The organism is Flavobacterium lacus, assembly GCF_003268815.1.
Classification (GTDB): Bacteria; Bacteroidota; Bacteroidia; order Flavobacteriales; family Flavobacteriaceae; genus Flavobacterium; species Flavobacterium lacus.
The window spans coordinates 88707-105349 of the sequence record NZ_QLSV01000006.1; the positions used below are offsets into that span (position 1 = coordinate 88707).

Annotated in this window: 16 protein-coding genes; 3 read left to right on the forward strand and 13 right to left on the reverse strand. The window is 33.2% G+C overall.

Going from position 1 to position 16643, the window contains the following annotated elements:
- Positions 1–25 precede the first annotated feature (25 nt).
- From B0I10_RS07585 to B0I10_RS07625, 9 genes are all read right to left on the reverse strand, one after another.
- A complete protein-coding gene (locus tag B0I10_RS07585; protein ID WP_112085907.1) occupies positions 26–2170 on the reverse strand; it encodes a DUF7619 domain-containing protein in 2145 nt (714 codons plus the stop codon).
- 251 nt (positions 2171–2421) lie between these two features.
- Entirely contained in the window at positions 2422–3174 is a 753-nt protein-coding gene (locus B0I10_RS07590; RefSeq protein WP_112085908.1) for a class I SAM-dependent methyltransferase, read from the reverse strand.
- A gap of 144 nt (positions 3175–3318) precedes the next feature.
- Entirely contained in the window at positions 3319–4092 is a 774-nt protein-coding gene (locus B0I10_RS07595) for a hypothetical protein (RefSeq protein ID WP_112085909.1), read from the reverse strand.
- A 130-nt stretch (positions 4093–4222) separates the two neighbouring features.
- On the reverse strand, positions 4223–4615 hold the full coding sequence (locus B0I10_RS07600; protein ID WP_112085910.1) for a hypothetical protein: 393 nt from the start codon (positions 4613–4615) through the stop codon (positions 4223–4225).
- Positions 4616–4663: 48 nt separating this feature from the next.
- A complete protein-coding gene (locus B0I10_RS07605; RefSeq protein WP_112085911.1) occupies positions 4664–5074 on the reverse strand; it encodes a hypothetical protein in 411 nt (136 codons plus the stop codon).
- 91 nt (positions 5075–5165) lie between these two features.
- Positions 5166–5498 carry a hypothetical protein gene (locus B0I10_RS07610; protein WP_146740324.1) on the reverse strand — a complete coding sequence of 111 codons (333 nt, stop codon included), beginning with the start codon at positions 5496–5498 and terminating at the stop codon, positions 5166–5168.
- Between the two features lie 278 nt (positions 5499–5776).
- Positions 5777–6247 carry a hypothetical protein gene (locus tag B0I10_RS07615; protein ID WP_220086198.1) on the reverse strand — a complete coding sequence of 157 codons (471 nt, stop codon included), beginning with the start codon at positions 6245–6247 and terminating at the stop codon, positions 5777–5779.
- A gap of 189 nt (positions 6248–6436) precedes the next feature.
- Positions 6437–8035 carry an ice-binding family protein gene (locus B0I10_RS07620; RefSeq protein ID WP_112085913.1) on the reverse strand — a complete coding sequence of 533 codons (1599 nt, stop codon included), beginning with the start codon at positions 8033–8035 and terminating at the stop codon, positions 6437–6439.
- 188 nt (positions 8036–8223) lie between these two features.
- Complete coding sequence (locus B0I10_RS07625) at positions 8224–8739, reverse strand: heavy-metal-associated domain-containing protein (RefSeq protein WP_112085914.1); 516 nt, start codon at positions 8737–8739, stop codon at positions 8224–8226.
- Positions 8740–9038: 299 nt separating this feature from the next.
- Between B0I10_RS07625 and B0I10_RS07630 the strand changes: the two genes are divergently transcribed.
- Positions 9039–9905, forward strand: a complete 867-nt coding sequence (locus B0I10_RS07630) for a DMT family transporter (RefSeq protein WP_112085915.1) — start codon at positions 9039–9041, stop codon at positions 9903–9905.
- Positions 9906–10047: 142 nt separating this feature from the next.
- On the opposite strand, the gene B0I10_RS07635 is transcribed toward B0I10_RS07630, so the two are convergent.
- Positions 10048–12081 (reverse strand): M16 family metallopeptidase, encoded by a 2034-nt coding sequence (locus tag B0I10_RS07635; RefSeq protein WP_245942961.1) that lies wholly within the window; start codon positions 12079–12081, stop codon positions 10048–10050.
- A gap of 10 nt (positions 12082–12091) precedes the next feature.
- Positions 12092–13417, reverse strand: coding sequence for a M16 family metallopeptidase (locus B0I10_RS07640; protein ID WP_112085917.1), 1326 nt, complete (start codon positions 13415–13417; stop codon positions 12092–12094).
- 201 nt (positions 13418–13618) lie between these two features.
- On the opposite strand from B0I10_RS07640, the gene rplU reads away from it, so the two are divergent.
- Both rplU and rpmA read left to right on the forward strand, forming a co-directional pair.
- Complete coding sequence (gene rplU / locus B0I10_RS07645; RefSeq protein ID WP_112085918.1) at positions 13619–14245, forward strand: 50S ribosomal protein L21; 627 nt, start codon at positions 13619–13621, stop codon at positions 14243–14245.
- Between the two features lie 31 nt (positions 14246–14276).
- Positions 14277–14537: a 50S ribosomal protein L27 gene (gene rpmA, locus B0I10_RS07650; protein WP_112085919.1), complete on the forward strand. Its 261-nt coding sequence runs from the start codon at positions 14277–14279 to the stop codon at positions 14535–14537.
- A 71-nt stretch (positions 14538–14608) separates the two neighbouring features.
- Here the strand turns inward: rpmA and B0I10_RS07655 are convergent, their stop codons facing one another.
- Both B0I10_RS07655 and ahcY read right to left on the reverse strand, forming a co-directional pair.
- Positions 14609–15181, reverse strand: a complete 573-nt coding sequence (locus tag B0I10_RS07655) for a hypothetical protein (RefSeq protein ID WP_112085920.1) — start codon at positions 15179–15181, stop codon at positions 14609–14611.
- Between the two features lie 66 nt (positions 15182–15247).
- Positions 15248–16564, reverse strand: coding sequence for an adenosylhomocysteinase (gene ahcY / locus B0I10_RS07660; RefSeq protein WP_112085921.1), 1317 nt, complete (start codon positions 16562–16564; stop codon positions 15248–15250).
- Positions 16565–16643 lie beyond the last annotated feature (79 nt).

Consider the following 16643-nt stretch of genomic DNA (forward strand, 5'->3'; position numbering starts at 1 on the left):
AATGTTTTTAAAACCTCAAAAAACCCTAATCCTTTATAAATTGTTTTATAGCACTTCCTTTCTCGGTTGTTAGTTTTATAAAATATGCACCTCTTTTTAATCGGCTCACATCTAGTAAAGAAAGTTCTCGTACTCCCGGATAGGCCAGAACAATTTGCCCTAACGTATTATAAATTGAAACCGAATTCAATTCCATTACTTCATTCATTTTTACATGTAAAACATCTTGTGCTGGATTTGGATAAATAGTGAAATAGCGATCAAAGGCAAAATCCTGCGAATTTAATAGCGTTACAGTTGTTGAAGTTAAATTGGTTGTAATGGGGTAATTGTAATCAAAAAAGATATTTGCCTCATTGGTAAATGTATCGTCAATAACTAAATTTGGATTCGTTTTTATTTTAAATGCAACATAACCATCATTAGTAGCATCTTCAAAAGGAAGATTAATATTTTCAAAAATAAACTCTACTTTTCCATTGATAATTCTTGTTACAAATGAATGACTACTACTTTGTGGAACAAGTGTGTTAAGGTCAAATTTAGTTGTGTCAATATTGTCTGTAACTACAACATTTTCCGCCGGAAACGTGCCGGTATTTTCAAATCGAATTACATAATGAACATAGTTGCCCACCATAGTTGGCGTAATGGTTTGTCCTTCTAAACAGGTTTTGTCATTTGGGTCATAGGAATTAACAACTACTAATTTGATTTGAGAATGATTGTCAACATAATTTTCATCAATATCAACCGGATAAATAATAGAAGAAAAACCCAAATCATCACCACCATTAACAGAAGGTGTTTCCATAGGCGAATTTACATTTAGAGTAAGTGAGATTTCTCTACTTTCAAAAGGTAACAAGTTTGCATAATCCCAATATAAAAAATCTTGACTTTGATTTGAAAGAGGAATACTTGAGCTAACATAGTCTATTTTTGAATCATCAAAATTAAATTGTAATGATCCTGATTGAGACTGATTGCCATTGTTTTTAAAAATAATCTTAAATGTAGCATCGAATCCTGGTCTAACAACACTTGTTGGAATTATTGTTACTTCTAAATCATGACGATTACCATTAGGGGTTATACAAAAACTATGTAAAAAAGGACTTGGATCGTCAGGAAATGAAACAGGGATGGTTGACGAAGAAAGTGTAAAATAAGAAGGATTTTCGATAAAAGGAGTAAATGTATAATCTCCTTCTGTAACAGCAATAATTGACTCTCCAGAACTATCAGAAATATAAATACCATTATAATTCTCACTTGCGATAGTGTATTTTAGAAACGGATATTTTGGGTCGAAACTATCACAACCATTGGTGTTTAAATCTAAAGATGTATTACTTTGAAAGGTATAAAAACTTCCCCCCGGAACAAATGAACAATAACTATTAAATGTACAATTTGTATAATTCCACTGACTAAAATTGGTTATAAACGCATTTAATTCAGACTCATCACAACACACATAAAGTAGACTAGTGCAATTATAAACTGAAGGGGTATTTGTTACACCGTTTTTGATTAGCAAAGTAGTTAACTGTGGATTATTATCATACCATGCACTAGCAAGTTTAGTGCAATTCATCAAATCCAAATATTCAAGTTGAGTATAAGAACATTGGAGTGTTAAAAGTTCTGTCAATACAGGTGTGTTTATTGTGGAAATCATATTTTCTGAAAAATCCAAAGAAGTGAGCGATGTATTATTATCTATATTCAAACTTGTTAAGTTGTTACTACCGCAGAAAAGCCACTTAAGATTGGGACAACCAGAAACATTTAATGAATTCAAATAATTACCATCACAATATAAAAACTCAAGTTGAGTACAAGCACTAACATCTAATGAGGTCAAAAAATTTTCATCGGCATGTAATGTTTTTAAATTTACAAAATATTCAATTCCAACCAACGAATTTGTGTTACATTGCCGCGCATATAACCAACTTACCTGAGCGGCTTCAGCAACTTCTATTTGTCCATTGTTATTTGCATCAATTTTAAAGTATGCGCCTGCTAAGTTTTTAGCAAAATTCACATCAGGAGAAGTAGCCAAAAGTCTGTTCTTAAAGTTTTGATTGGGAAAATTAATCACTTGTGCTTGAACTAAAATACTAAGCAAAACAAAAAGCAAAGTAACGTAACGTTTTTTCATAAGTAAATTATTTGATATTCAAATATATATATATTGTTAATGCAAAAACCAATTGTACAAAGTAAATGATAAGAATTATTTTGTTAGAAGAGAGACGAACTGTTGAAAAAAGGTTACAATTTGCGAAACATCTTAGACTATCCTTGTATTAATTGACTTCAGTCAGATATAAAAATGAAAAAGAAACATCTCGATTTGTATCAAATGTTGGCGGTTTGTTTTCAGGGGAAACGAAAATTTCGAAAGACAATCTACCTACAAACCAACACCTGTTTTTCGGAATCATCAGTAAATGGTCCTTCCTTAAAGTCGCCAAATTTGTGTATAATAGAAAAACCACATCGTTCCAAATAGGCATCTAATTCTTGAGGGAAATACAATCTGAAATCCAAATTCTGAACAGAGTCAAACGCTCCATTGATAAAATAATGCCATTCGATGCGGTTAATCTGCGTTTTGCTTTCATACCGCATGGTTTGCTTGATGACAACCGCTCTACCGTCTTGGGTGGTGTAGGAAGCAATTTGTTGTTGTTCTTTTTCGGCTTCAACGATGTAGCGAATATTGGGGTTAAAGCAATCTAAAAGTAACAATCCATCTTCTTTCAAATGATTTTTAACGCATTGCAACGCCTGAAACAAATCGTCATTTTGATATAAATGATGGATGGAATTAAACGGAATAAAAATCAAATCGAATTTCTCCTTCAAATCTAGTGTTCGAATATCGGCTTCAATAAACGGAATTGTCAACCCGGCTTCCAACGCTTTTGTTTTGGCTTGTGCCAGCATGGTAGGCGTAAAATCTACTCCGGTAATGGCATGGCCTTCTTTGGCAATGGGAATCGTAAGCCGACCAGTGCCACAACATAACTCCAGTATTCGGGCTTCTTTGTTCTTTGGCAACCACTTTTTATAAAAAGGTAAATCAGAGAGGTTGTTATTCATCCCATCATAAATATGGGCATCGTTTATTAAATCGCCTACTTTGTAGTTGGGGGTCATTTTTATAAATTTTATTGGTAATGTGTTTTTATTACTATTATTTATTTTGCTGTGAGGGCAATCTAGACTACTTTCCAGAATCGAAGAGAATCCAATCAAAAATAAGACTTCGAGAGGTGCGTTAAACGTTTAATAGGTAAAGTATTAATTCAATAATTCAATTTGGAATAGTGTCGTTTTAAATGCAGCTTCTAAACCTATCAATTTGGATTCCTCTTTATGTTCTGCAAATTTGGTTCTTAAATAGTCAACTTTTTCCTTAACTCTACTTTCATTTTTGCTGAAAATATAGTATTTAAGTAAAACAAGTTGTGAGTAAATGTAGTCTTCTAAGTTTGAATTTTCGTTAACTACTTTATCATCAATTAATTCTTCAATTTTACTGTCGTTTGCAAGTAACTCATCAAATAAATAAGTATTAGCAAGTTGAGAGCCACTTAAATTTGAATAATCTTTTTCTCCTGACATATCTTTTCTATACGTCAATTTATCGTTGTTTATATAATACCATCTAGTATAAGAATCATCTGTGATTTGCTCTTCAAACTTTTTTAGTTCCGGATTCCAATTGGTGTATAAAGCTAAAATTTCTTTATTGTCTTTTTTAATCAGTACAACAGTTATTAAATAATTATTATGAGCAGATTTATTTATTTCTAACACTAAAGGGTTTTCCGAAGATGTATATTTTTTAATTGCATTTATAACAAATGAAACTTCTTCTTTTGTAGCATCTACTAACAAACTCTCACGCAAAAACAAGTCAATGTATAAGTGATGAGTTAAATAAAAATCATTGACTTTGATATAATTGGTCTCTTTTACGTTTTCAGATTTAATTTTAGCTCTGTTAGTTTGAGCTGTTCCAATGAAAGAAATTAAAAAAATAATAAGTAATAAATTGATTCTGTTTTTCATGTTGTATGTTCATTTTTGTTATATTATTTTATTAGTTCTTCAAATATAACAAAGTTAATTACAATGAGGATTATTATTTGCTAAGAGGTCGGGAGACGAACCATCGTAGAGAATCTTCGAAAAGCATTTATTACTCATTCAACCTATTTGTAATAAAATTTTTTGGCTCAAGGTCATAAAAGATTCCACTTGAACCGGTACCTATTTTTTTATTGTTTGTGTTTAATATGAAAATTGTATCGGCATAGGATAACTTAATTATGTTCCACCCAGCACCTTTCCACATTTCAGGGTTGTCTGCACTTTTTATTTCGCTGATAACAGACTTTAATTCTTGATAATCAGTTATTACAAAAGTAGGGTTAGAATTGTCAAATGTGTTATTGGATGTATAATTAAAATATTCTATTTTGAGAGGGATATCTAATTTTTGAATACTTTCATTTTGTTCAAAAGTCGATTTATTTTCAAAGCAACTAGTCAAATTCAAAGAAGTAATAAGTAGTAGAAAAAATTTATTCATTGTGGATAATTTTCAAGTTCATGGTCAATAAGTTCACAAAATAAAGATTTATGTAACATCTAAAATACCAATTAGTTTATTAAAAAATTCTAAAATGTATTTTTTTTCAACATAACCATGCTTAATTTTATTTGCACCATCAAGCTCTAACATTTCATTTATTTGATTGTAATCAATGGTGCTATTGTCGATGAGGTTGTTTTCAATAACTACATATTTTATATAATTGATAAACTTTTTTCTCTTATATAATTTATTGAAATAGTTATCTAGTCGTAAACTTGTAGAACCCACGGGTTGTACTTTTAAGATATAACCTCTTATAACAGTATTAAAATAGTTGTTTAACCATAACACTTTATCTTGTTTAGAGTCTACTAATAATTTTAATCCGAGGAAAACAACAACATCATTTTCCCAAAACTCATTATTTTTAAAATAGATACAACTTGTTGACATGTAATTACTTCACATTTTTAGAGTTAGAAATAGTTGATATTGTTTCTATGTTTGATGGTGATGCTCGCATTATCTGGGCTTCATATTCTCACTAACGTGCTGTAATAAATCGTTCTACAATAACATAAGAATTCAAAAAACTTTCTTTGTAATGAATAGTTATTACAAATTGATTGGTATTCTTCTCAATCTTTTTTAAATCGTCAGACCACCCTGCTATGAAATGATTCGTGTCTTTAAATTTAAAGTAATAACCTCTTGATTTTCTGCTTTGAGAGATTTTTGTTATTTCACAGTTTTCAATTAAAATGGGTTTGTCTTTAGAATAGTAGTTTTTGTTATAAAAATTAACAAGATACATGAATATTAAACTAAGAGCAAAAGAACCTAACAATAAAACAGCTATGATTTCTATAGTCTTCATTTTTAAATGAATTTTTTTGTAGAAAAAAAATAATGTGGTTAGGAATAAAATAATCACAAAGGAATAAAATTCTATAGTGAGCTTACCGGTATAAATAATTGATTCCGATTGTTCTCTCGAGAATAATAAGAAAATGATAAGTCCTATTAAAATTATATATCTTGATTTTGCTTTCATTCATTATTTTATATTACCTATTCAGTTTACACAACTATTTTTAAGCTTTGAAAGAGTAGGTAGGTTACACTATCAGTAGAACACCTGTGACTATAATAAATCTACCAAAACTTCCACCAAGATTTATTCGTCTTTCCATCACTCGATTTGTTTGCATTAGTTGTTGAATTGTCAATGGCTTTTAGTTGTCCGTTTTCAGGAAAAAATATGTCACCATTATCTCCACTGGCATCAAAAAAACCTACGCCATGTTTTTCGGCAAGTTTAAGCATTGTTGAATAGGCTTGTTCTGCTAAAGACCATGCAAATGCAACATAAATTACATCTCTGCCGATGCAATAGTCTGCAACGTTATGGTTTTCTTCATCATCCTCACTTGCAAAAGGCCCATTCATAGCAGGGAAAGTTTGAATCATTTCCATAAACCAATTTCGTAATGCTGCTGATGTATTGGCAGGATCATCATAAGTATGTTCTTCAGTCCACTCCGTTTGGTCTTCATACCAATCCATAAATTCAGTTTTAGTCATCGGAGCAGCTTCTTTTCTAAATACCATTAAGTCGTAACTCATTTTTTTGATTTTTAAGTTGATGTTGTACTTCTAAAAACGGAAACGATTTTTAAAAAGCTATTGTTTAAAGCGAATTATTTCCCCCACTAAAATACTCAAAATACTTAAATCTCTTCAAAACATTTATCCACATAAATAGAAAACCAAAAACCCCGCCAAATGGCAGGGCTTTCTACATCAAATCACTTTTTATTGTTTAGAAACTAATTTGCCGGTTTGAACTGTTCCATCGGCAGTGGCTATTCTGTAGTAGTAAATTCCGGTTGGAAGGTTCACGGGTAATTCGCTATAGTTTTGTTGTAATGCTGTTGCAAAAACAAGTACTCCTAAACTGTTATAAATAGTAAGATTAGAAGTTGCAACGTCAACTTCCGCTAAATCTATCGTTAACACAGAGGAAAATGGGTTAGGATAGAGTTTAGCCGTTTTGTCTTGTGTAGTGGCAGTGATTCCTAAAAGTTCACAACCCGGCGTAATTGCGGCGGTGATGTTGTTGGTAGTAATGCCACCACTGCGGTTCATTACACGTCCTTCAATTTCCACACCCGGATGCAAAGTTATGGCTCCGTTGTTTGAAATTAGGGTTCCTTTAAAGCTAGTGTTTTCGTTTAACGTAATGGTACTATTCACCCTCCAGAACAAATTTTTGGCTTGTGCACCGTTTATTAATTCTATAACAGCATCGGTTGCTGTAGTAAGTGTTCCGTTGACTTTGATAATAAAAACCGCATCCGGATTGCCTTGTGCATTCAAGGTAAGTTTTCCGGTTAATACGGTCGACGACATGTGATAGGCATGAGGTGTTAGCACAAGATCATTCCCTAATGCTGATGGTTGGTGCAATAATATATCTATCGGAATAGAGTTTATGTAACTATATACCGCATTCAAATCGGTATGACATTGTGCCGTTGATGCATCGGGACTTTCATGGATGGTTCCGGTTACATTTTCGGTTTGAAAACCGGTTGTTGCTCCATTATTTGTTCCTACATCTCCGGTTAAAATCGAATCACCGGTATTGGTTATTTGACCATTTCCTGAAAAAAGGGTATAACATACTACGGTGTTCAGCGGTGGTGCAGGCGGTCCTGTAAGTTGCGGAACTCCGCAGCCAAGCGGTATTCTTACTGTTACTCCGGTAGCTGTAACGGTTCCATTGGTAGAAACGGCACGACCTTCTATTTCTACTCCGCTGTTTAGAACAATGGAAGAATCGTAGCCAATAAGTGTACCTTTCATTATTGTGTTTTCGGCAAGATTTATAGTACCATATACTAGCCAGATGACATTACAAGCTTGTGCACCGTTAATAAGAGCTACTTGTGCTCCTTCAGTTGAGGAAAATGGCGATTGTATTTGAAAAATAAATACGGCCTCGGGATTTTCTTCTCCATCCAGCGTTAAAATGTTGTTTAGTAATGTACTTTCTCCGATAAAGTAGGTTCCCGCTTGGAGGATTTGTCCGTTCCCTAATTCCGGTCCCGGAAAAAAATCGGAAGTAGTTTCATGAATTTCTATACAAGTAATCGTGAGCGAATTTGCTGCATCTGCTGATGTAGAATTAGTGTCATGCAATACACCGTCAACATTTCCAAAATTAGAAATTGCACCATTGTGGGTTCCAACATTTCCAGTTAGATGAGAAAGTCCAGTATTATTCACGTTCCCATTGGATGAAAAAAGTGCAAAAGAAGATACGTTTCCTAGCGTGGGAGCTTGTGCTCTGCTTTGGGGAACAAAACATAGTGAGGCAACCGAAGTTGCCAATAGTAGAAGTTTATACATGACTTGGGGTTTAGTATAACTACAATTTTATTATTGTAGTATGGTAAAAATAGTTTTTAAATCTAAAAACCCAAAAACTTTAACACTAAATGCTGTTTTGTAAGAATATAAGAAAGTATGTCAACAAAAAACCCTTGTCAATTTTAATTTTGACAAAGGTTAGTAAGGTAATGACTAAACTTAGTGAATTAGAGTGTTTCAGCTTTTTTTGAAGCACAACACGCTTTTTTATCACCGGAAGAGCATGCTTTTTTTTCATCCGAAGTATCGGTTTCTTTTTCTTTATTCTTAGCTTTCTTTTTCTTTTTGTCTTTGTTAAAAAACATTGCTTTATCGGTAGTGTTTACCACATCAGATACTTTATAGGTTTTTCCGTCGGCGGCATTTTCTACCGTTTGAACCAATACTTCAGGCGTTAGCACGTTGGCATCGTATTCGATGGTTGCTTTTTTAGCTTCAAAATCGATTTCTGCTTTTTGAACACCATCTAATTTGGCTAATTTTTTTTCTAAATGTCCGGCACATCCCACTTCGCAATGCATACCTTCTACTGTGAAGGAAGCTGTTGCCAATTGAGCCGGCTGATTTTGTGTCTGCTCGTTTGTTGCAGTTGCGTTTTCGGTGTTTTCAGTTGCTTCTTTTTTGCAACTTACCATCAATAATGTGGTGAAAGCGATGGCTGCGATTTTTTTTGTGAATTTCATATTAAAATGTTTTAAAATTTAGAGTTATTATTTTATTAATCGGTTTTCTTAAAACTAGTTGGAACACAGATTCAAAAAATTGGAATAATTTTTAAAATTTAAATTGATTGTCATTTTTCATACCTCTTCAATTTTTAAAATCTGTGCTCTTTTAACTGTAAGGAACGCAGATTTAAGAAATTAGGATAATGTTAAAAATCTACAGAATAAATTTTATTTATAACGCATTACAAAAATAACATTTTTTTCGCTTTTTATTTGCCAAAATTAACGGAGTTTTGTGACGCGAAATTTTATTCATGGAAAATAAGAACTTACGATTTGTTTATCTAGTCATTTTGGCCTTGGTTTGGGGGAGTTCTTTTATCTTAATCAAACGTGGATTGATTGGTTTAACACCTTTTCAATTGGGTTCTCTGAGAATGGTTTTTGCCGGACTTTTTTTATTGATTATTGGATTTAATAGTATTAAACAAATTCAGCTTCGCCATTGGAAATATTTAGCGTTAACGGCGTGTTTTGGCACATTTATTCCGGTTTATTTGTTTTCGTATGCTCAAACAGAAATCAGTAGTTCGGTGAGTGCTATTTTGAATTCGCTCACGCCGCTGAATACATTATTGTTAGGCATTTTATTGTTTAAAATAGATTTTCAACGCAGACAGATATATGGCGTTTTTATTGGTTTGATTGGTAGTGCTTTACTGATTTTAAATGGTGCAGCGAATCATCCGGAGCAGAATTATAATTATGCTATCTTATTAGTTATTGCCTCTGTTTGTTATGCGATAAATGTGAATTTTATTAAAATGTATTTATCCGATCTAAATCCGTTAAGTATTACCACCGGGAATTTTATTGTGATGTTGATTCCTGCTTCCATTGTTTTGTATTTCTCCGGCTTTTTTGAAGCGGTTCAAGTTCAGGAAACACAAAGTGTGATTGGTTATATTGTCATTTTAGGCGTGGTTGGTACTGCTTTGGCGAATATTTTGTTTTATAAATTAATCAAAATATCGTCGCCTGTTTTTGCTTCTTCGGTTACTTATTTAATTCCGGTTGTTGCTTTTATGTGGGGTTTGGTTGATCATGAAAGTTTGACCTCGATTCAGTTTTTAGGAGCGGCAATTATTATGTTTGGGGTTTATCTTTCGGCTAAGAAGTGATTTTTAGGGACTAAGGTGCTGAGGTTCTAAGGTACTGCGGTTTTTATTTGTGACTTGCTTTCTTTGTGGCAAAAACGCTTCTTAGTTAAAAAAAAAGACTGCCATTGCTGACAGTCTCATTTAAGAATTATGTGTTTATTGATTATTGAAAATCGGCATCGCTAACCCCTTCGTTAACTTTGATTTCGCTGATCTTGATGTCTAAATCAAATCCAACATTCATAATGTAGTTATAAGGAATTTTTACTCCTTTTACATCTCTGTAATCTTTATAGGTTATGGCACTGCTTCCTTGCGGGGTTGCTGTTACATCGGCAACTTTTAATCCAGTAGCTATATCAAAATAGCTAGTTGTTTTTCCATTTACAATAGCATAACAATCTTTTCCGTCTTGGCTTTCAATACCTTTTAAAGAAACCCCTTCTTTTTTAAGTAAATTAACTTCAGGAAATGGATGAGCCAATCCTTTCATGTCTTCTAACATTTCACCTTCTAAATTCATTTTCTGACCTTGTTGAGCCATAAATCCGGTATTTCCATTCACTACTTGTTTCATCATACTCATTCCGCTCATGGTTAATTCAATCATCAATTTACCATTAGCATCCGTTTTATTAATATAGGTTAATGGAGCGGGAGCACCCGGAACGGTTGTAGAGCCTGTTAAAAATAATGATTTTACATCAGTAACCGCTTTTTGTCCACCAACTGCTGTAATGTATTTTTCTAAAACAGACTTCGCAGTAACATCAGCACTTGCCTTTTTTTCTTCTGGTTTTTCAACCTTGTTACCGTATTTGTCGAAATAGAAGATTGGAATGTTTAATTTTTCTAAGCCAGGTAAAACATCACCTGCTTTACTTACAATAACAATTCTTAGATTATCAGCTAAGAAGTATTTTTTAGAAACTCTCAATACATCATCAGCCGTGACAGCATTGATGTTTTTGATGTAGTTTTCATAGAAATCTGAGGGCAAACCTTGTGTTTTCGTTTGCAAAGCATAACGAGCTACGGTTGTTGGTTTTTCAATATCCATTACGAATTTTCCAATGTAACCGGCTTTTACGTTTTGCAACGTTTCATCAGATACTTTTTCTGTTCTAATACGTTTGATTTCTTTCAAAATTTCAACCACAGCACTATCGGTAACTGCGTTTCTAACTTGTGTTGTTGCACTAAAGTTTGACGTGTATTTGTTTCCTCTCAAACCTGAACGAGCACCATAAGTCCAGCCGTGAGCCTCTCTCAAATTCATGTTTAAATAACTATTAAAATCACCTCCTAAGATTTGATTTGCCACTAAAGCAGCAAAATAATCTTTATCAGTCATTTTTAAGTTAGTAATGTGTACCGCAGCAATTTCAGATTGTACTGCATTTGGAGCATCTACAAAGTTAATTTGGGTATATTGAACATCTTTTGGTGAAGAGTAGGTTACTTGTGGAGCAACTCCTTTTTTCCAAGTCCCAAATAATTTTTCAACGTTGGCTTTAACCTCAGCAAATTTTACATCACCAACAATCACTAAATAAGCGTTTTGTGGGTTGAAATAAGTGGCATAGTTTTGACTAACATCAGCCAATGTAACATTGTTAATTGTTTCTTCGCTCAAATATTCTCCGCTTGGATGACTTTTTCCATAGGCCAATACTCGTTGAACACGACCTGCGATAGAAGGAACACTTTTTTCTTCCGCTTTTAAACCTTCGATAAGTTTTGCTTTTTCTTTGTCAAATTCTTCTTGTGTAAACACTGGATTTAAAGCACCATCAGCCATTAACTCCATTATTCGTGTTGAGTATTTTGAAAGACCACTTGCAAAAGCTCCATTTCCTCCAAAATTGATGCTTGCTCCTAAGAAGTCAATTTCTTCGTTAAAAGCATCTTTTGAAATGGTTTTTGTGCCGTTTCCAATTAAACTACTGGTTAAATCAGCTACTCCTTTTTTTGCACCTTCTGTATAAGGAGCATTATCTATCGTAAGGTTGTAAGAAATTCTTGGAAGTTTGTCGTTTTCAACCACTAGAACTTTTAATCCGTTTTTCAATTCGAAAGTTTGTGGCTTTCCAATATTAATTTTAGGAGCCGGTCCCGGCTTTGGTTGAGGTCTGTCTTGTGCTTGCATAGAAAGTGATAAAAACAAGCTCGTTGCTATAATGACTATTTTTTTCATATTTGATATCTTAATTTTGAGCTTTATCTGATTTAGGAGCGTAATCTAGTAGTAAACGTTGGTTTGGATTTAAGAATTTTTTTGCCGCTTCTCTTATTTCCTCTCTTGTGATAGAACGGTAGATGTCAATTTCAGTATTAATTAAATTTACATCGCCGTATAACATGTGAAAAGTGGCTAAATTACCGGCAATTCCCTCAACCGAAGCATTGCTGTTTACGTATTGATTCTCGTAAATATTTTGTAATTTTTGAAATTCTTTTTCAGAAATTAAATCCGTTTGAAGTTTTACGATTTCTTCGTCAATTTCGCTCATTAAAGTTTCTGGTGTAGTTCCACCCATTGGCAATCCGTATAAAATATACATGCCATAATCTTCTTGACTAAAGCTAAATGCACCAACTTGTAACGCCATTTTTTTGTCGTCAACCAATTTTTTGTATAAACGAGAAGATTTTCCGTCTGATAAAAGTGTAGAAATCATATCTAAAACTCGAGCGTCTTTTGTTTTCATAGATGGGGTTCTGTACGAAGCAACCACCATTGGAATTTGAATATTTGGATCTTCAAAACGGGCTTTGATGGTTTGTGTAATTGGAGCTTCCTCGATTTTTTGGCGAGTAACGGCTTCCCCTCTAGGAATTACACCAAAATATTTATCAATCCAAGCTTTTGCTTGAGCAGGGTCAAATTGTCCGGCAACAACTAAAGTAGCATTGTTTGGCACATAGTATTTTTTGTTAAATGCCTGAAATTCTTCTAAGGTAGCAGCATCTAAATGTTCCATCGAACCAATGGTCGCCCAACGGTATGGATGGTTTACAAACATATTCTTTTTAACCTCTCCAATTAAATTTCCGTAAGGTTGATTGTCAACACGAAGACGTTTCTCTTCTTTTACTACTTCGTTTTGCGTGTCTACGCCAATTTGGTTAATAACTGGGTGAAGTAAACGTTCTGATTCCATCCAAAGACCCAACTCTAAGTTGTTTGATGGGAAGATTTCATAATAATACGTTCTGTCGTCAGAAGTGTTAGCGTTGTTTGTTCCTCCGTTTCCAGTTACAATTTTAAACCATTCACCACGACCGATGTTTTGTGTTCCTTCAAACAAAAGGTGCTCAAAAAAGTGAGCAAAACCTGTTCTTTCAGGATTTTCATCTTTTGCACCTACGTGATACATTACCGATGTGATAACTACCGGAGCTGAATTGTCTTGGTGTAAAATCACATGCATTCCGTTATTTAGCGTGTAATGTTCGAACTCTACTTTTTGAGCAGAAACTGTACCTCCAAGCATAAGAACTGAACTTAAAGCCATTAAAGATTTTTTCATAAAAATTAGTTATTTATTTTTTTGCTTTTAAATAAGTATGCAATTTCGGGAATTTGTTACAGTTTTTTTTAATTTTTATCAAAAAAATTGCCCTTGGGTACATTATTTTTTTTGAGTTAAATATTTTTTGAAGTTTAAGTTGTGTGACTCATAATAAGTTGTATATTTGCAAACTTAAAAATTAATTAAAAACACATTGTTATGTACGCAATCGTAGAGATAGCAGGGCAACAATTTAAAGTAAGCAAAGACCAAAAAGTATTTGTTCACCGTTTAGCATCTGAAGAAGGAAGCAAAGTTTCTTTCGATAAAGTGATGTTGTTAGACGATAACGGAACAGTTACTATAGGCGCCCCCGCTATAGAAGGAGCTTCAGTAGAAGCCAAAGTGTTACAACACTTAAAAGGTGATAAAGTAATCGTTTTCAAAAAGAAAAGAAGAAAAGGTTACAAAAAGAAAAACGGACACAGACAGTCATTTACGCAAATTGTTGTTGAAGGTATTGTAGCTTCAGGAACAAAGAAAGCGGCTGCAAAAACTGAAAGTCCTAAAGCTCCAAAAGCAACCAAATCAGCTGATGATTTAACGCTTATCGAAGGAGTTGGACCAGTTGCTGCTGAAGTATTAGCTGCTGCCGGAATAACTACTTTTGCTAAATTAGCAAAATCTAAAGCAGACGATGTTAAAACTATTTTAGAAGCATCTGATGCTAAAGTATCACATTTAGATCCAACTACTTGGGCTCAACAAGCTCAATTAGCTGCTGATGGTAAAATGGATGAATTAAAAAAATTACAAGATGAATTAAATGGCGGTAGAGCTGTTTAATTTTAATATTAACTTATAAAACCCTAACATCATGGCTCACAAGAAAGGTGTCGGTAGTTCCAAGAATGGTAGAGAATCAGAATCGAAACGTTTAGGTGTTAAGATTTATGGTGGTCAAGCAGCTATTGCAGGAAATATCATAGTAAGACAAAGAGGTTCTAAACACAATCCGGGAGAAAACGTTTACATTAGTAAAGATCATACTTTACATGCAAGAATTGACGGAGTTGTTAAGTTTCAGAAAAAAGGTGATAACAAATCATTTGTATCTGTTATTCCTTTTGAAGCATAATTTAGAATTTACTTCAAAATATAAAACCCATTTCGAGAGAGATGGGTTTTTTGTTTATTAGATTTTTGTGATTAATTTGATAAATTCATCAAAATTAAATGAAGAATAACAAGTCGTTCTGTTTCATAAAATTTTTCAGATTCATTTATTAAAGTGTAAATCCTTATTTCATTATTATAACCATCTGCCATTAGATTTGCATACATAGTAAATCGTTTTCTTAAGGTTGTCTTTTTCAAATCATCAGTTTCCTTACTATAAACTTCTTCTGGACAAGAAGAATAAAAATCTAATGTAGTTAGAGAAAGTAAATCAAAAAAATTGTTATCAACATTTGATTTAATATCTGTCATTATTTTTTTTGAAATTTCTTCATCATTAAAAGCCATTTCGTTTAATTTGAGATAACTTTCTTTGTTTTTGTTTTGAATTATTTTATTTTCTAATAATGATAATTCTGCTTCTTCAAGTAATTTGAAAATATCTTTTTTAACTCCGTAACCTTCGATTATTTTTTTTTGAGTTCTTTCAATAACACAACTTTTATAATTATCTTCTGAATTCTTCGATTTACAACCCGATAAAAAACAAGAAATTATAATTAAAAAACCAACAAAAATATATATTTTAATTTTTAAAATCATATTACAAGTTTAAACAAAAAACCCTCACTTTTCAGCAAGGGTAAATTTTATTTAAAAATCTTACTACTAATATCTGTAATACTCAGGCTTATAAGGACCTTGAACATCCACACCAATATATGCAGCTTGCTCTACGTTTAATGTTTCTAATTCAACACCTAATTTTTCTAAGTGTAAAGCCGCTACTTTTTCATCTAAATGTTTTGGTAACATATACACTTCGTTTTTATAAGCAGAAGCATTGGTATATAACTCAATTTGAGCTAACGTCTGGTTTGTAAATGAATTACTCATTACAAAACTTGGGTGACCTGTAGCACAACCTAAGTTAACCAAACGACCTTCGGCTAAGATGATAATATCTTTTCCGGCAATCGTATATTTGTCAACTTGAGGCTTGATTTCAATTTTTGAACCACCGTGGTTACTGTTTAACCAAGCCATATCGATTTCATTGTCAAAGTGACCAATGTTACAAACGATGGTTTTGTCTTTCATTTGTTCAAAATGTTTTCCAACAACGATGTCTTTGTTTCCGGTAGTAGTGATAATGATATCCGCTGTTTTGATAACAGTTTCTAATCTTTTCACTTCAAAACCATCCATCGCAGCTTGTAAAGCACAAATTGGGTCGATTTCAGTAACCGTTACAATAGAACCGGCACCTCTAAACGAAGCAGCAGTTCCTTTTCCAACATCACCATAACCACAAACGATTACTCTTTTTCCTGCTAACATAATATCTGTTGCACGACGAACAGCATCAACAGCCGATTCTTTACAACCGTATTTGTTATCAAATTTCGATTTAGTAACCGAGTCATTTACGTTGATGGCAGGAATGTGTAATGTTCCGTTTTTCATTCTTTCATACAAACGGTGAACTCCGGTAGTCGTTTCTTCAGAAAGACCTTTGATTCCACTAATTAATTCTGGATATTTATCAAAAACCATATTCGTTAAATCGCCACCATCATCTAAAATCATATTCAATGGTTGTCTGTCTTCTCCAAAAAATAAGGTTTGTTCAATACACCAATCAAAATCAACTTCGTTCAATCCTTTCCAGGCATAAACCTGAATTCCGGCAGCAGCAATTGCAGCAGCAGCATGATCTTGTGTTGAAAAAATATTACATGAACTCCAAGTCACTTCTGCACCTAAAGCAATTAATGTTTCAATTAAAACAGCTGTTTGAATCGTCATGTGCAAGCAGCCTGCAATTCGAGCTCCTTTTAACGGTTGACTATCGCCATATTCGCGGCGAAGAGCCATTAAACCCGGCATTTCGGCCTCGGCCAATTCAATTTCTTTTCTTCCCCAAGCGGCAAGCGAAATATCTTTCACTTTGAACGCTACAAATGGCAATGTTTGTGTACTCATTTATAAATTAGTTATATTAGCTAAAAATTTCTGCAAAAATACGGAATAGCTAAGAAAATTAAAAGCCTTTTTATGTTTT